Origin of the sequence: Hymenobacter sp. BT188 (genome assembly GCF_014333585.1) — a bacterium.
Lineage (GTDB): Bacteria > Bacteroidota > Bacteroidia > Cytophagales > Hymenobacteraceae > Hymenobacter.
Genome location: NZ_JACSCW010000001.1, coordinates 107,067 through 125,658, shown reverse-complemented (window position 1 = coordinate 125,658; position 18,592 = coordinate 107,067). Strand labels below are relative to the sequence as shown.

Below are 18,592 nucleotides of genomic sequence, written 5' to 3'. Positions count from 1 at the left end.
TCCTCCGGCTTTTAGCTTGATTGCTTCCGTATGAACCTGTTTATAGTTGGTGATGTGCATGGCTGTTATTTCACTTTTCTGGAGCTCTTGCAGCACTGGAACCCGGCCCGGGAAATACTCATCCAAGTGGGCGACCTCGTGGATCGGGGCAACTTCTCGCCCGAAACGGTAGCCGCCGCCATTTCTCTCAATCTGAAACACCCTAAGCAGACTGTATTTTTGAAAGGCAACCACGAAGCTAGTATGCTGAAATATTATGGCCCCCAGGGCCCATACCCAAGCTGGCTGGAGTGGGGCGGACGTGAAACCATGGAGCAGTATAGTGTGCAGGCTCACTTGCAGCTGCCTCACCTTATCTGGCTGGCTCAGCGCCCTTTGTACTGGGAAAACGAAGCTATGTTTGTGAGCCACGCGGGCCTAGCTAATACTCCTAATCCGCTGGATGAAGACGACCAAGATGGCGTATTATGGCGCCGGGGACCGTTGCGCAATATTGGCCGCTTACAGATAGTTGGCCACACGCCTACTCAGGATTGCCGGCCCGCTTTCGATGCGGCGCATCAGGCACTATATCTAGACACGGGCGCCTATATGGGAAACTGCCTGACCGGTGTAAAGCTGACCGCCGACGGCGAAGTACTGGAATACATAGCCGTCGATACGCACCGCACCGACATCAGCTTTCGTTAAACCAGCTTTCATTTTATGCTTACTGATGACTTTTCCCAGGAAGCCGCTTTAGTGCACCTGCGTCGCGACCCCATCCTGGCTGCCGTTATTGATAGCTGCCGCCCCGTTCAGCCCCGGCCGCATGAGGACATATATCTGGCGCTGATCAAAGCTATTGTCAGCCAACAGATTTCGACCAAAGCTGCTGCTGCCGTTTGGAAAAAGGTAGAAGCCCTGTTTAAGCCCGATGGCTATCCCGAGCCCAGTGTGCTGGTGCTAATGAGCGATGATGAGCTGCGCGCCGCTGGCTTATCGCGCCAGAAAGCGGGCTATCTGCGCGCTATCGCTGAGTTTTCTCTGCAAGACAAGCTTGAATACTCCTTCATTGCAGGCTTGAATGAGGAAGAGCTTACGAATCATCTTACGGTCATTCGGGGGGTAGGTCGCTGGACGGCGCAAATGATCCAAATGTTCGCTCTAGACCAGCCCGACGTGTTTCCGGAGGGTGATTTGGGTGTGCAAAACGCCATGCGCCGCATGTATCAGCTGGAAGAAACCGGCCGGCCGCTGCTGCGCCGCATCACGCAGATAGCGGAAGACTGGCGCCCTTACCGTACGCTGGCCTGCAAGTACCTATGGCAGTCGTTGCCAACCACCCCAAAACCAGAAGAGTAGCCATATTCTGCCTGCTGGGGGGCTTTTTTACCGCACTTTTCCTCGCTTCACCAAGTACGCGTAGAGCGCCTTATCAAACGGCTCCCGGATATCAACCGGCACGAAATCAATCTTATACTGCCCGCAGCGCAAGGCCAATTCCTGCTCGTAGCGCTGCATGGCGGCGCGATACTGGTCGCGCACCTGATTGGGCTGAAGCTTGATTTGCTCCCCGGTTTCAATATCCTCAAACAGATACGGGCGGTCGGCAAAAGCAAACTCCGACTCCGTGGCGCGGTCCATGATGTGAAACAGTAATACCTCATGATGCTGGTGGCGCAGGTGTTGCAGTGCAGCCAACATCGTAGTTTGCTCCTCAGGCGCCCGGCCCAGCATATCACTAAAGAGCACCACCAAGGAACGCTTCGGAATTTGCTGGGCAATCTGATGGATAACATGCGCTACATCGGTAACGCGGCGCGTAGGGGGCCTTTCCAGCAGCTGTTGCAGTGTTAGGAGCAACGTGTGGCGATGGGTGCTGGTGGAGCGAACCGGCGTTTGCAGCTCTACCTGATCGGCGAAGGTGACCAGGCCTACAGCGTCGCGCTGCTTTTGAAGCAAGGTGATAAGGGCCGCGGCGCACAGGATGGAAAAGCGCAGTTTGTCATTGCCCGGCGCTGGGTAATACATACTCGGGCTCACGTCGAGCAGCAGATGACAGCGCAGGTTGGTTTCCTCCTCGTAGCGCTTTACAAACAGCTTATCCGTCCGGGCAAACACCTTCCAGTCGAGGTGGCGGGTGCTTTCGCCAGGATTGTAGAGGCGATGCTCTGAAAACTCCACCGAAAAACCGTGGTACGGCGACTGGTGCAAACCCGTAATGAAGCCCTCGACCAGCTGACGGGCCAGAAACTCCAGATTCTCGAACGAGCGGACAGCAGCTAAATCAAGTGGTTGGGCCATATGAAAGAAGTAAGTAGAAGCAGGAATTAAGAATAGCGAAGGGCTGGCGCTCAATGGGATAATAACGTACCAAACGCTCCTTTCTGCTCAAATGATTTAATTATGCCTTCTTCAAGCGGCGTACGCTTGACCACGGAGCTTTTTTGCCAAAAAGCGGGCTCGTAAGTGGTTTGCTTAATGGTTTCCAAGTCTGATTCCCCCTTCTTAACTGGAGCATACGCTAGTCCCGTTGGCGTAGGCCGTCCATCGTAGAAATAAGTAAAAGAAGAAGTCTGGATCCGGAGGTCGCCCTTGAGCGGCCGGTCGACGGCGGCCCGAATACTGACTTTGGTATACTCAAGCACGGCCCCATCGGGCGCGGGTTGAAATACCAGTTCGAAGGCCAGGGTCTGTTCCTTAAAGCGGTAGCCGGGCGCATTCAACTTGATGGGCATGCCGGGCGTTTCCAGTTGCAGCCGCAGAATCTGGTGGGTGGTCTCATCGATAATAATGCTACCCTGCTCCGTGTTCTGTTTGTCGTCCGTCTTACGCTTGAAGCCAATTTCTACTAGTTGCTGAGGACCGTTTTGGGTTACGCCCACCAAGCTAAGGGTGAAGTTGCGGGCTACGTTGGGACCAAGCAACGACTTGGAAGCAGCGCTGTCGGCTTTAGGGTCGAAAAGGACTACTGTTTTCGTATAGGCGGAGAAATTCTTGAAGCTGACGAGGGATTTTTTCTTTGCGTAGCGCGCCTGAGCTAGTGTTGTTCCCTCCATTCCGGCGCTGCTAGTTTTGGTATTCCAGATCATTTCTTGCACCTTCGTCGCGTCGCCGTCTAGCTGGGTCGTTTGCCGATAAAATGCCTGACCATAGGTTTTCTGCGTATTGCTTTGCCTTAGTTGACGGTAGGCTTTCTTGATCAATTCCTCTAAATAGCCCCCCACCGGCGCTTCGGCCAGCAGCACGGAAGCCGGCTGCATCCGAATCTGCAGAGGCTGCGCCGCCGCCACAGTGAGCGTATCGCGGGCGTAGCTCAGGTGCGACACAACCACCTTGCCGGGCAGCGGCACAGTCTTTAGCTCAAACTCCCCATCAGCGTTGCTGGTCGTGCCCAGGCGCGTGTTTAGCACCGTAATGCTGGCGTAAGGTATAGGTCGATCGGTAGCGGCATCTACCACATTGCCGGTTATTCGTTGCTGGGCTAAAGCAAAGTGGCTCAGAAGCAGAAGTACACATACCGTACTATATCTTACCATAAACTGCGTGCTGCCTGTCAAATGAAAGTGAGTAGGAAGAGCGCAAGATAGGCTAGCCTACCACATACCGCAGTATTACACAAGCAATCCTGTACGCCCCGGAGTTGTAATTACTATGGCATAGGGGCGCTGCTCTGTCGGTCACACCATTTTTCTTTCAGCCTAGCCTACTCCCATTCTGGGGGGCTTTTCCATTCAAAAACCTAAGATTAAAATTTTTATATCCCATTCGAGAAGAGTACTTTGGTCGGCCATTCAACTATTCAACAAGTAAACTTTACCGTAGGAACCGTGGAAGACCGTCACGATCAGGAAGAAATTTATTCGCAGCGCATTAAAGCCGGTAAACGCACGTACTTCTTCGACGTGAAAGCCACGCGCGGCCAGGATTATTACCTCACCATTACTGAGAGCAAGCGCAAGCTCCGCGACGATGACACCTTCTCCTATGAGAAGCACAAGATTTTCCTCTACAAGGAAGACTTCGCCAAGTTCGTGGATGCCCTGCAGGACGCCGTGGACTACGTGCGCGAAGAGCTATTGACGGAGGAAGAGGTAGCCGAGCTAGACCGCCCCCGCCCCGCCTATAACGACGAGCCCTACAACGGCAATACCACCGACACCACTTACTAAGCAAGCCTAGCGAAACAAGCTTTTACTCTGGTATTCACTTAGTGCGCGGCGCGCTTTGGTTTCGGCCAGAGCGCGCCGTTGTGTTATCGGTAAGCGTCTTGGTGCGCATATAGTTGGCTCACCGTGCTTTCCCAGCGAACAACCCGTACCTTTGCCCCTCGAATTTGCCCCCCAGGGCCGGTTCATCCCTTACTATTCATCCCTCAAAACTTCAAAAGAATGGGTCTCCGCTGCGGAATCGTCGGTTTGCCGAACGTGGGTAAGTCCACGCTATTCAACGCTCTCTCGAATGCCAAGGCCGAATCGGCCAACTATCCTTTTTGTACCATCGAGCCGAACGTGGGCATCATCACCGTGCCCGATGAGCGCCTTCAGATACTTGAAGCGTTGGTAAGCCCGGAACGCGTGCTGCCCACGGTTATTGAGTTCGTTGACATTGCCGGCCTCGTAAAAGGCGCCAGCAAAGGCGAAGGTTTGGGCAATAAATTTCTGGCCAATATCCGCGAGGTTGACGCTATTATTCACGTTGTCCGCTGCTTCGACGACCCCAATATCGTGCACGTAGCCGGCTCCGTTGACCCCGTGTTCGACAAGGAGGTTATCGACACCGAGTTGCAGCTCAAGGATCTGGAAGGCATCGATAAGAAGCTGATTAAATCAGAGCGTTCTGCGAAGGCCGGCGATGCGAAGGCTAAGAAGGAAGTAGCGGCTTTGCAGCGCTTCAAGGCACACTTGGAAGCTGGTCAAAACGCCCGCTCGCTTCAAGCTGATGCCGATGAGTTGGAAGCCGTAGAGGACTTGCAGTTGCTGACCATCAAGCCCGTTATCTACGTGGCCAACGTGGATGAAGCTGCTATTCGCACCGGCAACAAGCACCTGGACGCCTTGCGCGATTATGTGAAAAGCGAAAACGCTGAAGTAGTACCGATTTCGGCCGCCATCGAGTCGCAGATTGCCGAGATGGAAGACCCCGAGGAAAAGGAAATGTTCCTAGGTGAGTATGGCTTGAAAGAGTCTGGTTTGAGCCGCCTTATCCGCGCCAGCTACGAGTTGCTCAACCTGATTACCTACTTCACCGCCGGGGTAAAGGAAGTACGCGCCTGGACCATTCACCGCGGCGATAAAGCCCCCCAGGCCGCCGGCGTTATCCACTCCGACTTCGAAAAGGGCTTCATCCGCGCTGAGGTAATCAAGCTCCCCGATTATCAGAATTATAAAACGGAAGCCAAGATCAAAGAAGCCGGCAAAATGGCCGTAGAAGGCAAAGAATACGTGGTACAGGACGGCGACATCATGCACTTCCGCTTCAACGTGTAAAGCTCAGATTGCATAACTATTGTCGGGTGTGGTCCTGCGACTCCAAAGTCGTAGGACCATTATCTTTAAAAGAAAGACCTAAACGTTTATAGCCTCAAAAAAGCCCCCCCATGGACGTAAAAGACAGCAACGGTACCTTACTAAACGAAGGTGACTCTGTTACCATCATCAAAGATTTGAAAGTAAAAGGCTCGTCGCTAACACTAAAGCGTGGCACACTGGTGAAGAATATTCGGCTCACCAACAGCCCACAGGAAATTGAAGGCCGCGCCGGCGGCAGCACTATGGTACTAAAAACCGAGTTTCTGAAGAAAGCTTAGCAATTCAGAACGTCATGCAGAGCACAGCGAAGCATCTCGCTAGCGGTAGTGAAATTACTAACTCTGATAACTGCATGCGAGATGCTTCGCTGTGCTCTGCATGACAGACAAAAAAGCTGCAACTTCTTCGGCGGCTCTGTAACTTAAATGCCCCGACCAAATACTGGCCAGGGCATTTTTATTTGCTATCGTACCGTATGAAATTACTGTTACTCACTTTATTAACAACTGGCGTACTGCCAGTCTGCGCCCAGCAAAAGTGGCATCCATACGTAGGGCTACATGCCAGCGGCGACGCAGAAATGTATTATTTAGGTCCGTCATTTCAGCTTGGCACCGACTATCATTTTAACGACCGTATAGGTCTGACTGGCTATCTCCACTCCTATCGTCGAAGCATTACTAATACAGATCCTACTGATTATGAAAAAGGTCACTTTCATTGTCTGACCGGGGCTGTCCTGGTTGAACTGCGCCCTAGTAAAAAAGCCCCCCGGGGGCTTTTTCTAGCCGGGGGGCTCGCGGTTCAGCAAGTCGATAGCGAGTTTGACAGCAGTTGGGCCTACTGGGACGAGCGCAGGACGAATGTATTGCCCGCTATTCGCATTGGATATGCTTTTTCCTTACTCCAGCGCCACCTAATTACAGCCGAAATAAACGCCACGGGGCCTTACCAGGAACGGGGATATACGCACACCTATACTGAACTAATCACCCAACTCAGTCTTGGCACCCGAATTATCTGGTAGAGGCTGCCGAGCTTATACAGAGTTTCGGCAGCCTCTATCTATGACGGTCAGTAATTACTTGCCCACCACCTTATACAAACTCCCGGCGCTTAGCGGATCGTTTAGCTTCATGCCGTTCAGGATGGCTAGCTCTTCGCGGCGGGCGGCGGGAATACCGTTTGCGGCCAGTGCTTGGGCCAGCGTGGTAGCTTTGGCAGCCGTTTTGATGCGGATTTTCTCGGGCTGGCGGTTCAGTTTGCTGGCGTCGGTGAGGCGGGCAAAACCCTGGGCGCTGCGCTGAAACTGGGGGGCATAGGTATTGAAATCGGTGGGCGACGTGAGGCCGACTAGAGCATAGATGGTCTGGCCATCCTGGATAAGGTAGGTGAGCGTACGGGCGCTAACGCCTTGCTGCCCTACCTGATCGGCTTGGATGGCAATAGCGGGAAAGCTATTGATAGTGGTGCGCTGTGCCTGAGGTGATTGTAAGCTCAGCTGCTTCACTAGAGCTTCGGCAGCCGCGTCCAGGGAGTTGCCGGGAGCAGGAAGTAACACCAGTATTGCCTTACCATTTGGCTCACCCATCTGAAACTGCGAAGGAGAGTTCTGTGACTTCCAGCCTGAGGGAATGGGAAATTTAAATTTCAGATCGGGGTGATAGAAAGTCCCAGCTTCAACGAATCCTTGCCGAGGATCTTCGCCGTAGGGTAAGCCTTCGATGAGGCGCAGATACTGCTCGCGGTTAACGGCCAACTGGCGACCAGCTTGCTGCTCGGCCTGCTGGGCCAGCTTTTTCACGTTCTGGTACCGGTCGGCGGAGTTGGGGTGTGAGGAGAGAAAGGTAGGAATGGGGGACGCGCCATTGCTTTGCTCCGTACGCTGCAAGGTCAGGAAGAAGTCGGCCATGGAGGCCGGGTCGTAGCCGATTTTGCTGGAATACTTCACGCCTAATTGGTCCGATTCATTTTCGTCGTCGCGGCCATACTTGAGCAAGCCCAGACCAACTACCTGCGAGGCTGGCTGAGCAATGGAAGCAATGCGCTTCGAGAAGATAGAGCCCAGCAGAATAGCCCCACTGGCAACAGTAGAGCGCGTTTGCTGCTTCTGGCCGTGACGAGCCGTGATGTGGCCGATTTCGTGGCCCAGCACGCCGGCAAACTGCGCTTCATTGTTGAAGTGGGCCATGATACCACGCGTGAAGTAGACGTGGCCATCGGGCGTGGCAAAGGCATTTATAACTGGCGAGTCGACGATGGTAAAGCCCTTAACATCGGCGGGCCGGTCGGAGATCTTGCCCATCTGCATGCCTTTAGTATCGATGTAGCTTTGTAGCTTGGCATTATCAAGTAAACCAAACTGCGCCACAATCTGCGGATCGGGCTGCGCGCCTTGCACGGGTGCAGGTACTTTGGCAGAGCCTGGAGCCAGGCTGACGGCGCTGGTGAGAGGCAGGAGTGCGGTCAGCAAAGCTACGGCACTCAAACGACGAAAGCGGGTGGATTGCATAGAGATGAGTAGTGAGTGAGGTGGCCGCCGGACTAAGAAAGAGGCAGAAAGTAAGCAGATATTCCTTGTTCTAAACGGCAGAACTGCTATACATTATTTTGCCACCACTTTGATTAGCGTACCGGCTGTCAGACGGTCGTCGAGTTGCATGCCATTCAGGATAGCCATTTCTTCCAGACGGTCATTCGGTACCTGGAAGCGGGTCAGGGCCTGTGACAAGGTGGTGGCGCTGGTTACCGATTTTATACGGACGCGTTCAGGCTGGCGGTTAAGCTTGTCGGCGTCGGTGAGTCGGTGGAAGTTTTGCATCGAGCTGCTAAACGTCGGGAAGTACGTGGCAAAATCCGGGCCGCTGCTTGCTCCGATCATCGCATATATGGTTTTGCCATCCTGAATTAGGTAGATCAGCGTGCGCACGGCTGGCGCCTGTTGTTGCTGTTGCTGAGGCTGTTGCTGCTGTTGGTCGGCCACCTGATCCGCCACGATGGCAATGGCCGGGAAGCTGTTCACCGTCACCTGCTTCGACTCGACGGGCTGCAACTTGAACTGCTGCACCATCTGCTGGGCCGCTGCCTCCAATGACTCCCCGGGGGCCAGAGTCAGCAACATCATTGCTTTACCATCGGGGGCAGCCATCTGAAACTGCTGGGGGGAGTTTTGGTGCTTCCAGCCAGTCGGAACCGAGAATTGAAACTTCAGCTCAGGATGATAAAAGGTGCTATTTTCCACGAAGCCCTGCTTGGGATCATCGCCATACACAAGCCCTTCAATCATACGTAGATACGAATCGCGGCCTACGGCTAGGTTGCTCGCGCCGACTTGCTGTTGCGTTTCGGCGGCGAGTTGCTTTACCGTGTTATAGCGGTCTTCGGGGTTTGGGTGGGAAGAGAGGAAACTAGGAATAGGCTCAGCGCCTGCACCAGCTTTCTCCTGTTCGCGCTGAAGCGTAAGGAAGAAATCGGCCATTTGCTTGGCGTCGTAGCCAATTTTAGTAGAGTACTCCACGCCGAGGCGGTCGGATTCGCGCTCATCATCGCGACCAAATTTTAGGAATAGCACCTGCAAGCCCTGCATCGCCTGCTCGCCATATTGGGCCAGCTGGGGCGAGGCAATCATACCGCCGATAAGCAGCAATTGTCCGAATGTGGCTTTGGTTTGCTGCTGGGCCGAGTGGCGAGCGGTGATGTGGCCGATTTCGTGGCCCAATACGCCGGCAAACTGCGCCTCATTATTGAAGTGGGCCATGATGCCACGGGTAAAGTACACGTACCCGCCGGGCACGGCGAAGGCATTAATAACCGGCGAATCGACTACTTTAAACTCGTACTTCAGTTCAGGGCGGTGCGAGACTGCGGCCATCTTCTGGCCTTTATCCTGAATAAAGCGTTGCAGAGCAGGGTTTTCGACCAAGCCAAACTGGGCAAGCACCTGTGGGTCGGACTGTTGACCCAGTGCTACTTCCTGGCTTTCCGACATCAGGCTGACTTGCTTTTTGCCTGTGACGGGGTTGGTCGTGCAGGCCGCCAGCAGCAGCAGAAACGCTGCGTTGCAGGCGAAGAGAAAGGGTCTTTTCATAGGAGTGGGTGGCAAAAAAGCCCCCCAGCGCTGGTCTGGAGGCGTGGAAAAATCGGAGCACTAGGAAGTGTTCCTGCAACGACAACGTAGCTGAATGGTTGCGCTGTTGATCCTAAGGAATACACTATAACAGCCATATATTCCTATGTAGCTTATCATTACAGATGGCTAGTGGATCGAAACATGTCTGTAGCTGCCTCTAAGAGCTGTTTGATTTAGTTGGAACGGGGTAGAGACGGATACTGCGTCTTGTCGTTGAACGACACCCATGCGGCGCGAACGACAGACGCAAGTATGCGTCTCTACCCCGTTCCGGCTAAAACTTGAATCCCACTTTACGGCATCAAAAAAGCCCCCCAGCGCTCCATCGAATACTCTTATGTTTTCAGAGGAATAAGATGGAGGGCTTTTTTGACTCCCCTAACCAGAAAGGTCTTACTCAGGGTCGCCGGCCGTTTGCGGTTATCGTCTGGTAGCCGATCAGCAAATCGGCGCGGGTGCCGGGCGGACGGTAGTAAACCAGCAGATCATATTGGTTTTCCGTCTCTTGGTGGCTGCCTTCCCATGGTACACTGTTCGGGCCCTGGGGCGTTTGGGTGGCGAAATAGTAGTTGTAGTAGCCTTGCTTGAGCAAAGCAGTTGTGCTGTATATCTGGTTTTCTGCGTCGTAAGTGAGTTTGAATTCGTCCTTGAACTGCCAATCGGTGAGGGCGCCAATGATGTAAACGGGCCCCGCGGCGGGTTGCTCCGCCTTCAGCTGAAACGTAACGTTAGCGTAGTCGGCGTTGGAGTCGCCGTTGCCAAACTCGCGGTTTTCGAACACGCGCTGGCCGTTTATATCCTCGTATTGGGTGTAGCCCTGGCCGTTGCGGGTGCCTTCCAAGGTGAGGAGCACGGCGCGGGGGTTGGCCTCGGGGTCTAGTTTGGCCATGCCCTGACCCAGCACGCGCAAGGAGCGGGTATCAAAAAAGCGAAACTCGCTCAGACCCGGAAAGGCGTTTTCGAAGTTGAAATACTGGTATTGGAGCAGGCGCTCAGCGTCGCGCACGAAGGTCGGGCGCAGGTTAGTTTTGGCGTTATCCCAGCGGAAATTCTGGCGCAGAATCACCTTTACTTCCTGGGCCGGATTAACCAGATTCATGGCGCCGTAGCGAATGGCGAAGTCTACCTGCTGCAAGGTGTAGCGCTCCTCCCCTGCCACCGGAATGCCCTGGCGCAGATCTACTTCCACGTCGTTCTGGTACACCATTAGCCGCCGCGTGAGCAGCGGCACCCGGCCGGCGCTTTGCACCACCAGTAGGTAATTGCCGCTGATTTTGACCGGTGGCACGCGTAAACGGTAGTGGTAGTAGGGCACTTTGGTACCCACACCGGTACGGTAGTCGGTGAAGAGAAACTCATTTATCTCGTTCAAAAACTGCATATCGGTAAGTACCGAAGGCTTCCAGTCCACATCGCAGTGCACGAGCTTGGCCGTCAGCCGCTCCGACTTACTACCCAGCAAATCAAACTCCAGCGTGAAGCCCTGTCCCTGCAACGGTGCCACCGGCGGCTGAAACACCTCCGTAGGTTGCCCCGTGGCCACGTAGCACTGCACCGACTTTACATCGGGATAATAGATGAAGTCCTGGTAGCGCAGGGTTTTGTCGGCGTAGTACTCCGGGGGTCGTTGCTGGCCGGGCGAGCGGGCGGCGTTAGGGTCTGTGATGGGCGTACCCAGCGGCACGCAAGCAGTGGCAAGCAGAAGAAGAGAGAGGTAGCGACGCATAAGCGAATGTAGCGCGAAGCTTCCGCTTCGCGCATCGTTGAACAACAATCGTAGCATTATTTTAGCATTTTAAAGCTAATTCCAGTCGTGCTACGATACGCGAAGCGGAAGCTTGGCTCTGCCGTCCTTCCGTTCGCGCTGCGCTTGTTCTATCAGTAACTTAATTAAAATGAAACTGCCACCCTACAGCGTTTTTCCAACTATTGCAGGCGACAAAGTTTCGTTAAGACAAATCACAACAGCGGATATTAAAGACCTTGTCGAAATTTCGTTTTACGATGCTGTTCAGGCCACAACAGTGCAAGAAGTGACAGAAATGCAAGCCAAAATCAACAAGAATCACGTTGACGGTAATTCAATTCATTGGGGCATTGCCGATAAATCAACGAATAAATTTGTAGGGACTTGTGGATATTATCGGGAACTTAACAAAGGAGAAGGCGAGCTTGGCTGTGTTTTATTACCTCAATTTCGCGGGCAAGGGTATATGACTTCGGCAATGTTATTGGCCATTGAATTTGGGCTAAATACTATTGGGTTAAATCGTATTTGGGCAATAACAAGTCGACATAACACGGAAGCAATCAAGCTTCTTGAAAGGCTTAGCTTTATAAGAGTTGCCGATTTGGATGGCAATGAAGTTGAATTTGAATTAAGCTAGTATCAAGTCTATGGAGCCCACCCACGATATGAGTTCACAGCCGTTCTATCATGGCACGAAGGCCAATATGAAGCCGGGATACCTGATCGAGGCCGGCTTTACTTCAAACTATGGTAAGCGAAAGAAGGCGGCCTCTGTCTATCTGACCGCCACCTTGGATGCGGCTATTTGGGTTGCGGAACTGGCCGTAGGCGAAGGACGCGGTAGAATTTATATAGTGGAGCCGACCGGCCCGATTGAAGATGACCCCAATTTGACGGACAAGAAGTATCCTAGAAATCCAACCAAATCCTACCGCTCTCGGCATCCGCTCAGGAGAACCTGGAGCAACTGAAGCAACATGGTATTGAAGCAATTGAAGATTGAGTAGAAAGGCAAAAATCACCTTGTCACTTCACATAGCTAAAACAACGAATTAGGGTTGCAGTATATCATTTGATGCACTGCTATCATCAATTTTATGAGCACGAAATAATTATTGCGGACCGACAGCACGTAACACAATTTAAAGTTTTAAAAAACGAAAAACAGCAAAAAAATGGAAGCAAAAAGCATGTTCAAAGAATTAAAGAGCGACCTACCCGCCAGTGTTGTGGTTTTCTTTGTAGCCGTTCCTTTATGTCTCGGTATTGCGCTTGCCTCCGGCGCACCTCTATTTGCAGGTATCATTGCCGGCATCGTCGGTGGTATTGTTGTAGGGATAGCAAGTGGTTCAGCTCTCGGTGTTAGCGGCCCCGCTGCCGGACTTGCGGTTATAGTTTTAACCTCTATTGCTTCACTAGGATCGTGGGCAACATTTTTATTAGCTGTTGTTATTTCCGGCGTTATTCAGCTAATAATGGGTTTTGCCAGAGCCGGCTTTATAGCCTATTACTTTCCATCCTCTGTTATCAAGGGCATGCTCACAGGCATTGGATTGCTGATAATTATCAAGCAAATACCCCATGCCTTAGGATATGACAAAGACGCAGAAGGCGATTTAGCATTTATGTCTACTACGGGAGGCGAAAACTCATTTTCTGCACTGACCAACGCTTTGCAGCATGTTACACCCGGTGCCGTATTGATTTCGGCAATATCGTTAGCGATACTTATATTATGGGATGCGGTGCTTAGCAAGAAACATAAAATATTTCAACTAATACAAGGGCCTATAGTAGTGGTTATTTTAGGCATTGTAATTAATTACTTGTACCAGTCCGGAGCTCTTAACTTTTCCCTTGCAAATGACCAAGTAGTCCAATTACCTGTGGCAGGTAATTTAAACGAGTTTTTTAGCCAGTTTACTTTTCCTGATTTTTCGCAGATAACAAATCTGGAAGTTTATAAGGTAGCGATTGTATTAGCTATTGTGGCCAGCCTCGAAACTTTGCTTTGCGTAGAGGCAACAGATAAACTTGACCCTTACAAGAGGGTTACTCCAACTAACAGGGAATTAAAAGCCCAGGGGCTCGGAAATGTGGTATCTGGCTTAATTGGGGGCCTGCCAATTACCCAGGTGATCGTGCGCAGCTCTGCCAATATCAACTTCGGAGCGAAAACAAAAATGTCAGCCATCCTGCATGGGGTATTCCTGCTAATTTCTGCTGTAACAATTGCAGGAATAATGAATATGATACCGCTCGCAAGTTTAGCCGCCATTTTATTAATGGTAGGTTATAAACTGGCCAAACCCTCTCTCTTCATACAGATGTACAAATTGGGTTGGGAGCAGTTTGTGCCGTTTACCGCTACAGTAATAGCCATCCTGCTTACAGATTTGCTAAGAGGTATCGCGATAGGTCTGCTATTTGGCATCTTCTATACCCTCAGACACAGCTATCGTAACTCCCACCACATGAAAGATGTGACAACAACGGAAGACGGACGCGAAGTGCATCATCTTGTACTGGCTGAGGAAGTATCTTTTTTCAATAAAGCGAGTGTTTTAAAAACATTGAATGCAATACCTGAAAACTCAAAAGTGATTATTGATTTTGAAAAATCAAAGGCTGTTGCCCATGATGTACTTGAATTGATAGATGATTTCCAAGCGAATGCAAAAACAAAGAATATCATTGTTGAAAAAACACATATTAATGAATACAATACGCTTCATCTCGATTAAATATCAATGTAAACAATTAAGTCCTACCGTTCTCGGTATCCGCAGCTTAGCCAGTACAAGCAGCGGCGCCTGAAGTATCTGCTGTACCCGTGAGGGTGGCCGGCAAATTGGTTTAAAAATTTTAATCTATGTGGCTCAACGAAACCGCCCTGCCTCTTCACTCGCTAGCTTGGGCCTGTAGTGCCACAGGGGCAGATAGCAGGCTTGTTTGGTATGCTACCCGCTACTTACTCACGTACTGAGAAGAAATACCCGCTATTCACGCAGCCCATAAATAGCAGGTATCTACATCTTGGCTGCAACCTTATTGAGCAACATCAAATTCAACGAGCAAACTGTAAAATCATTTAGCACTAATCATAAACAACTACTAAATGCTACATTTAAAAATATTCTTAGCTACTATTGTAGCTATTTTTTTTCTTTTCTCTTGCAGTACATCAAATAAAAAAAGCCAAGCGGTTTATCAAACGAAATTTGTAAGTGGCAGTACAAACAATAAAATTGAAATACTAGATTTTGGTGGCACTGGAGAACCAGTTCTGTTTCTATCAGGTTTGGGGAACTCCGCCCATGTGTTTATTGATTTTGCTCCAAAATTTTGCGACAAATTTCATGTTTACGCTATGACAAGAAGAGGATTCGGGGCTTCTGAACAAACGACTAATGGCTATCGTATTGATACTTTAGCTATGGATATTTTGGCTGTAACAAAAGCCCTGAATCTCGACAAAGTAATATTGATTGGTCATTCTATTGCTGGTGAAGAAATTTCAAAATTTTCATCAACTTATCCAGAGAAAGTAGCTAAAGTAGTTTATTTAGATGCAGCTTATGACCGTAGTAGTATTATAACTACCATTATGCCTTATGCTCCAGCTTCCCCAATTCCAACTGCAAATGATTCTTCTTCATTTGAAAATTTAAAAGTATTTGCGAAAAAAACCACAGGGGTTTCTATGCCTGATGATGAAATGAAAAGTACCATGGTATTTTCAAAAGACGGTAAATATCAGAAAGATGTAACGCCTGGTGAAATACAGGGAAAAATTATATCAGGTATTGAACGGCCAAATTATACAAGTATAAGTTGTCCCGCCTTGGCTATTTACTCAATTGCCGGCTCAATCCACACAGTTATTCCATTTTATAATTCACTTGATTCTTTAAATAAAAAGAAAGCTGATATCTGTTACACCATGTTTGGCAACCTTGCCAGAGAGCAAATTGCATTGTTTGAAAAAGAAGTAAGAAATGGAGTAACGAAAGAAATAAAAGGGGCAAATCATTATGTCTTTATTTCAAATCCGGTTGAAACAGAAAATCTAATATGGGAATTCCTGAAGTAATATATGAGTTGTGACAACAAGGCTGCATCCAACAAAATTATTTGCAAAAGCAGGGCTAGACAATGGACCATCAGCTATGTGCAAGCATTAGCAGCGGTTCGGGCACGACGTTTAATTTTCAGCTTTAGTTCTTAACTTCAACATCATATTTTCAACTAGGCATTTGTACCGGGCAGGACAATCAATGAACTCCCTGCCTTCGCAAATACTTAAACGTTACTAATTAGAAAGCCCCCCGGAAATATTTCCGGGGGGCTTTTTCGCTTATCTGAGAAATTGCTTAATATTTTCTCAAACCAATTCTTCCCAACGCTTCGTCTGAGCAGTCAGCTCTTTCTGTACTTGCTCAAATTTCAGCGTGGCGTCTTTTAGTTGGGCGGCGTTGCTGTAGATGCCGGGGTCGGCGAGTTGGGCTTCGTATTGAGCCAACTCTTTTTCCAGGATGGTGATGCGGCTTTCTACTTCCTGTAGCTCTCGGCTGCTTTTGGCGCTGCCGTTGCTGGTTGATTTGGCCGGCTCGGCTTTAGCGGGCGCAGATTTTTGATTAACTGCGGCTTTGGTAGAGGGCGCGGGTGCGCTTAGGGCTGCTTTTTTGGCGGCTTTGTCGCGGTCTTCCTGCCACTGCTCAAACTCGGAGTAGGTACCGGGGTATTCCTTGAGCTGGTAATCCTCGATAAACCAGATCTTGTTGGCCACATTCTCCACGAAGAAACGGTCGTGGCTGATGACGATGTAAGTGCCTTCGTACTGCTCCAGGGCCTGAATCAGGATGTTCACTGACTGCATGTCCAGGTGGTTGGTCGGCTCGTCAAGCAGGAGGAAGTTAGCTTCCGAGATGAGCGTCTTAGCCAGGGCCACGCGACTTTTTTCGCCTCCTGAGAGCACCTTAATCTTCTTGTACACCTGCTCGCCGGTGAAGAGGAAGGAACCCAGCACGGAGCGTAGCTCCATCTCGTTGCGCTTGGAGCCAGCCTCGTTCATCTCCTGCAAAATCTCGTTGTTCACGTTCAGGCTTTCCAGCTGGTGCTGAGCGTAGAATGACATAATCACGTTGTGGCCGAGCTGGTGGTTGCCGTTGGAAGGCGGCTCCTGCCCTGCTACCAGGCGCATGAGCGTGGACTTCCCTTTACCATTGGCCCCGACGAGCGCAATTTTGTCGCCGCGCTCGATATGCAGGTTCGTGTCGCGGAAGATGAGTTTGTCGCCGTACTTCTTGCCCACGTGCTCCATGCGCAGGATGTGGCGGCCGGGCTGCACCGTGAAATTGAACTTGATGTTCACGCGGGCCGCGTCGTTGGCTACGTCGTCGATGCGCTCCAGCTTATCGAGCATCTTCACGCGGCTTTGGGCCTGCTTGGCCTTGGATGCTTTGGCTTTGAAACGCTCAATAAACTTCTCAGCCTGCCTAATTTGGGCCTGCTGGTTCTCGAAAGCGCCTTTTTGGATAGCGTTGCGCTCTTCCTTTTCCTCTAGGTAATAGGTGTAGTTACCGGCGTATTGCACCAATTTGCCCCCCGTCACTTCCACCGTCGTGTTGGTGGTACGGTCTAGGAACTCACGGTCGTGGGATACGATGATAACGGCGCCTTCGTAGTCGGCCAGGTAGTTCTCAATCCACTTGATACTGGGAAGGTCCAAGTGGTTGGTCGGCTCGTCGAGCAGGAGCAGCGAGGGTTTCTGGAGCAGGATTTTGGCCAGCATTACCCGCATCCGCCAGCCACCGCTGAAGGTTTTGAGCGGACGCTGGAGCTCCTCGGTTGTGAAGCCCAGACCTTCCAGAATCTCTTCGGCCTCGGCCTGCATGGTGTAGCCGCCCAGGGCCTCGAAGCGCTCCTGCAAATCGGCGAGCTTCTGTACGAGGTCGTCGTGGTAGTTACTCTCAAACTCGACCAGAATCTGGTCAATTTTCTTCTGCACGTTCAGGGCTTCCTCAAAGGCCTGCATGGCCACGTTGAGGATGCTCTCGTGGGTGTCGTAGCTGAGCAAATCCTGATTCAGGAAGCCCAACGACACTTCTTTACCCATTTGAATGCTACCACCGTCGGGCTTGTACTCGCCCACCAGAATGCGCAGCAGCGTGGATTTGCCCGTTCCATTCAGCCCAATCAGGCCGATTTTGTCTTTGGGCTTTATGTGGAGACTGGCCTTGTCGTAGAGCGTACGCGAGCCAAAATGGAAGTCTAAGTCGTTAATGGAAATCATCCTACTTTGCTATGAAGCTGCAAAGGTAAGGATTTGAGAGGAGGGTATAATAGTTACTGGCCTTTCATAACTCTCCATTCCTTACCAACTTCAATAGACAGGCTTTTGAAAATGAAGAAGGCGAACTCCGCTAATCTCTCTAATATCATATTAGCTGAATCGACCTTTAAATTTACATTTATGAGGTCATCAGCGCAATTTTTGTCACAAAAATACCTGTGCAGTATTTTCTTTTGATTATCAGTAAGTTTTTCAAAATATTTTAACTTTACCATACCTTGACTATGGACTATAGCATCTCTCACTACTGACAGAGACTGATACCAATCGAATAAATTTAGACCCGATCCGTTGATAACTTCTCCATTTTTGAAATTATCAGAAATATTTCTAGCCTCCTTGAATAACTCTTTATTAGCTCTACCAAAATTATTTTCCCTAATTGCATTTTTATATTCTTGTGATGACGCATTTATACTAATTGACTTTAGTAAATCTGTATTCACCTTGGATAGATAAAAATACACGGCCAACATATCCTTGAAATATGTTGTAAACGATTCGTAGGCCTGTATAACAGAATAATTTGCTTCCCTTTCCTCGTAATTTTTTAATTCAATTTCATATGAATTCAGCCGAGCTACATAGTTTTTTCCTGTGTGGTAATATAGTTTCCATCCATTATCATCAGGCCCTGTTAAGTCACCTATAACTAATGAGCTAGCTGATAAAATATTAGTCGAATCATTTTGCCATGATTCAGTCATACTTAAGTCTCGCTTAAAGATATTGCTTACATGGTACAGCATCCCTTTCAACACAATTACCCGTTCTAGATACGAGGAATATGATTCGTAAAGCTCTTGACTAACGTTGGGGGTCTGAACCATTAAATAATATTGCTC

16 protein-coding genes and 1 pseudogene are annotated in these 18,592 nt (G+C 50.2%); 10 read left to right on the top strand and 7 right to left on the bottom strand.

What is annotated here, in order from left to right; all coding sequences use genetic code 11:
* Nucleotides 1–30: 30 nt before the first annotated feature.
* Both H8B13_RS00515 and H8B13_RS00510 read left to right on the top strand, forming a co-directional pair.
* Nucleotides 31–690, top strand: coding sequence for a metallophosphoesterase family protein (locus H8B13_RS00515; RefSeq protein WP_187308887.1), 660 nt, complete (start codon nucleotides 31–33; stop codon nucleotides 688–690).
* A 15-nt stretch (nucleotides 691–705) separates the two neighbouring features.
* Entirely contained in the window at nucleotides 706–1,344 is a 639-nt protein-coding gene (locus tag H8B13_RS00510; RefSeq protein ID WP_187308886.1) for a DNA-3-methyladenine glycosylase family protein, read from the top strand.
* Nucleotides 1,345–1,371: 27 nt separating this feature from the next.
* On the opposite strand, the gene H8B13_RS00505 is transcribed toward H8B13_RS00510, so the two are convergent.
* Nucleotides 1,372–2,286: a DUF58 domain-containing protein gene (locus H8B13_RS00505; protein WP_187308885.1), complete on the bottom strand. Its 915-nt coding sequence runs from the start codon at nucleotides 2,284–2,286 to the stop codon at nucleotides 1,372–1,374.
* Nucleotides 2,287–2,336: 50 nt separating this feature from the next.
* Nucleotides 2,337–3,542, bottom strand: coding sequence for a carboxypeptidase-like regulatory domain-containing protein (locus tag H8B13_RS00500; RefSeq protein WP_187308884.1), 1,206 nt, complete (start codon nucleotides 3,540–3,542; stop codon nucleotides 2,337–2,339).
* A 270-nt stretch (nucleotides 3,543–3,812) separates the two neighbouring features.
* Here H8B13_RS00500 and H8B13_RS00495 point away from each other — a divergent pair, with 270 nt between their 5' ends.
* The 4 genes from H8B13_RS00495 (at nucleotide 3,813) to H8B13_RS00480 (ending at nucleotide 6,540) form a co-directional block, all read left to right on the top strand.
* Complete coding sequence (locus H8B13_RS00495; RefSeq protein WP_133272170.1) at nucleotides 3,813–4,154, top strand: DUF3276 family protein; 342 nt, start codon at nucleotides 3,813–3,815, stop codon at nucleotides 4,152–4,154.
* A gap of 219 nt (nucleotides 4,155–4,373) precedes the next feature.
* Entirely contained in the window at nucleotides 4,374–5,471 is a 1,098-nt protein-coding gene (gene ychF, locus H8B13_RS00490) for a redox-regulated ATPase YchF (RefSeq protein ID WP_187308883.1), read from the top strand.
* 110 nt (nucleotides 5,472–5,581) lie between these two features.
* Nucleotides 5,582–5,791: a zinc ribbon domain-containing protein YjdM gene (locus H8B13_RS00485; RefSeq protein ID WP_187308882.1), complete on the top strand. Its 210-nt coding sequence runs from the start codon at nucleotides 5,582–5,584 to the stop codon at nucleotides 5,789–5,791.
* 197 nt (nucleotides 5,792–5,988) lie between these two features.
* Nucleotides 5,989–6,540, top strand: a complete 552-nt coding sequence (locus tag H8B13_RS00480; protein ID WP_187308881.1) for a hypothetical protein — start codon at nucleotides 5,989–5,991, stop codon at nucleotides 6,538–6,540.
* A gap of 54 nt (nucleotides 6,541–6,594) precedes the next feature.
* On the opposite strand, the gene H8B13_RS00475 is transcribed toward H8B13_RS00480, so the two are convergent.
* The 3 genes from H8B13_RS00475 to H8B13_RS00465 all read right to left on the bottom strand — a co-directional run bounded on the left by H8B13_RS00475 (nucleotide 6,595) and on the right by H8B13_RS00465 (nucleotide 11,368).
* On the bottom strand, nucleotides 6,595–8,025 hold the full coding sequence (locus H8B13_RS00475) for a M48 family metalloprotease (protein ID WP_187308880.1): 1,431 nt from the start codon (nucleotides 8,023–8,025) through the stop codon (nucleotides 6,595–6,597).
* A 93-nt stretch (nucleotides 8,026–8,118) separates the two neighbouring features.
* A complete protein-coding gene (locus H8B13_RS00470) occupies nucleotides 8,119–9,600 on the bottom strand; it encodes a M48 family metalloprotease (RefSeq protein ID WP_187308879.1) in 1,482 nt (493 codons plus the stop codon).
* Between the two features lie 439 nt (nucleotides 9,601–10,039).
* Nucleotides 10,040–11,368: a DUF5103 domain-containing protein gene (locus tag H8B13_RS00465; protein ID WP_187308878.1), complete on the bottom strand. Its 1,329-nt coding sequence runs from the start codon at nucleotides 11,366–11,368 to the stop codon at nucleotides 10,040–10,042.
* A gap of 169 nt (nucleotides 11,369–11,537) precedes the next feature.
* On the opposite strand from H8B13_RS00465, the gene H8B13_RS00460 reads away from it, so the two are divergent.
* The 4 genes and pseudogenes from H8B13_RS00460 (at nucleotide 11,538) to H8B13_RS00445 (ending at nucleotide 15,485) form a co-directional block, all read left to right on the top strand.
* Nucleotides 11,538–12,029, top strand: coding sequence for a GNAT family N-acetyltransferase (locus tag H8B13_RS00460; protein WP_187308877.1), 492 nt, complete (start codon nucleotides 11,538–11,540; stop codon nucleotides 12,027–12,029).
* A 10-nt stretch (nucleotides 12,030–12,039) separates the two neighbouring features.
* Nucleotides 12,040–12,345: pseudogene (gene arr, locus H8B13_RS00455) on the top strand (NAD(+)--rifampin ADP-ribosyltransferase); the annotation flags it as partial.
* A 222-nt stretch (nucleotides 12,346–12,567) separates the two neighbouring features.
* A complete protein-coding gene (locus H8B13_RS00450; RefSeq protein ID WP_187308876.1) occupies nucleotides 12,568–14,136 on the top strand; it encodes a SulP family inorganic anion transporter in 1,569 nt (522 codons plus the stop codon).
* A gap of 374 nt (nucleotides 14,137–14,510) precedes the next feature.
* Entirely contained in the window at nucleotides 14,511–15,485 is a 975-nt protein-coding gene (locus H8B13_RS00445) for an alpha/beta fold hydrolase (RefSeq protein WP_187308875.1), read from the top strand.
* Nucleotides 15,486–15,776: 291 nt separating this feature from the next.
* On the opposite strand, the gene H8B13_RS00440 is transcribed toward H8B13_RS00445, so the two are convergent.
* Nucleotides 15,777–17,687 carry an ABC-F family ATP-binding cassette domain-containing protein gene (locus H8B13_RS00440; protein ID WP_187308874.1) on the bottom strand — a complete coding sequence of 637 codons (1,911 nt, stop codon included), beginning with the start codon at nucleotides 17,685–17,687 and terminating at the stop codon, nucleotides 15,777–15,779.
* 53 nt (nucleotides 17,688–17,740) lie between these two features.
* Nucleotides 17,741–18,454 (bottom strand): hypothetical protein, encoded by a 714-nt coding sequence (locus H8B13_RS00435; RefSeq protein WP_187308873.1) that lies wholly within the window; start codon nucleotides 18,452–18,454, stop codon nucleotides 17,741–17,743.
* Nucleotides 18,455–18,592 lie beyond the last annotated feature (138 nt).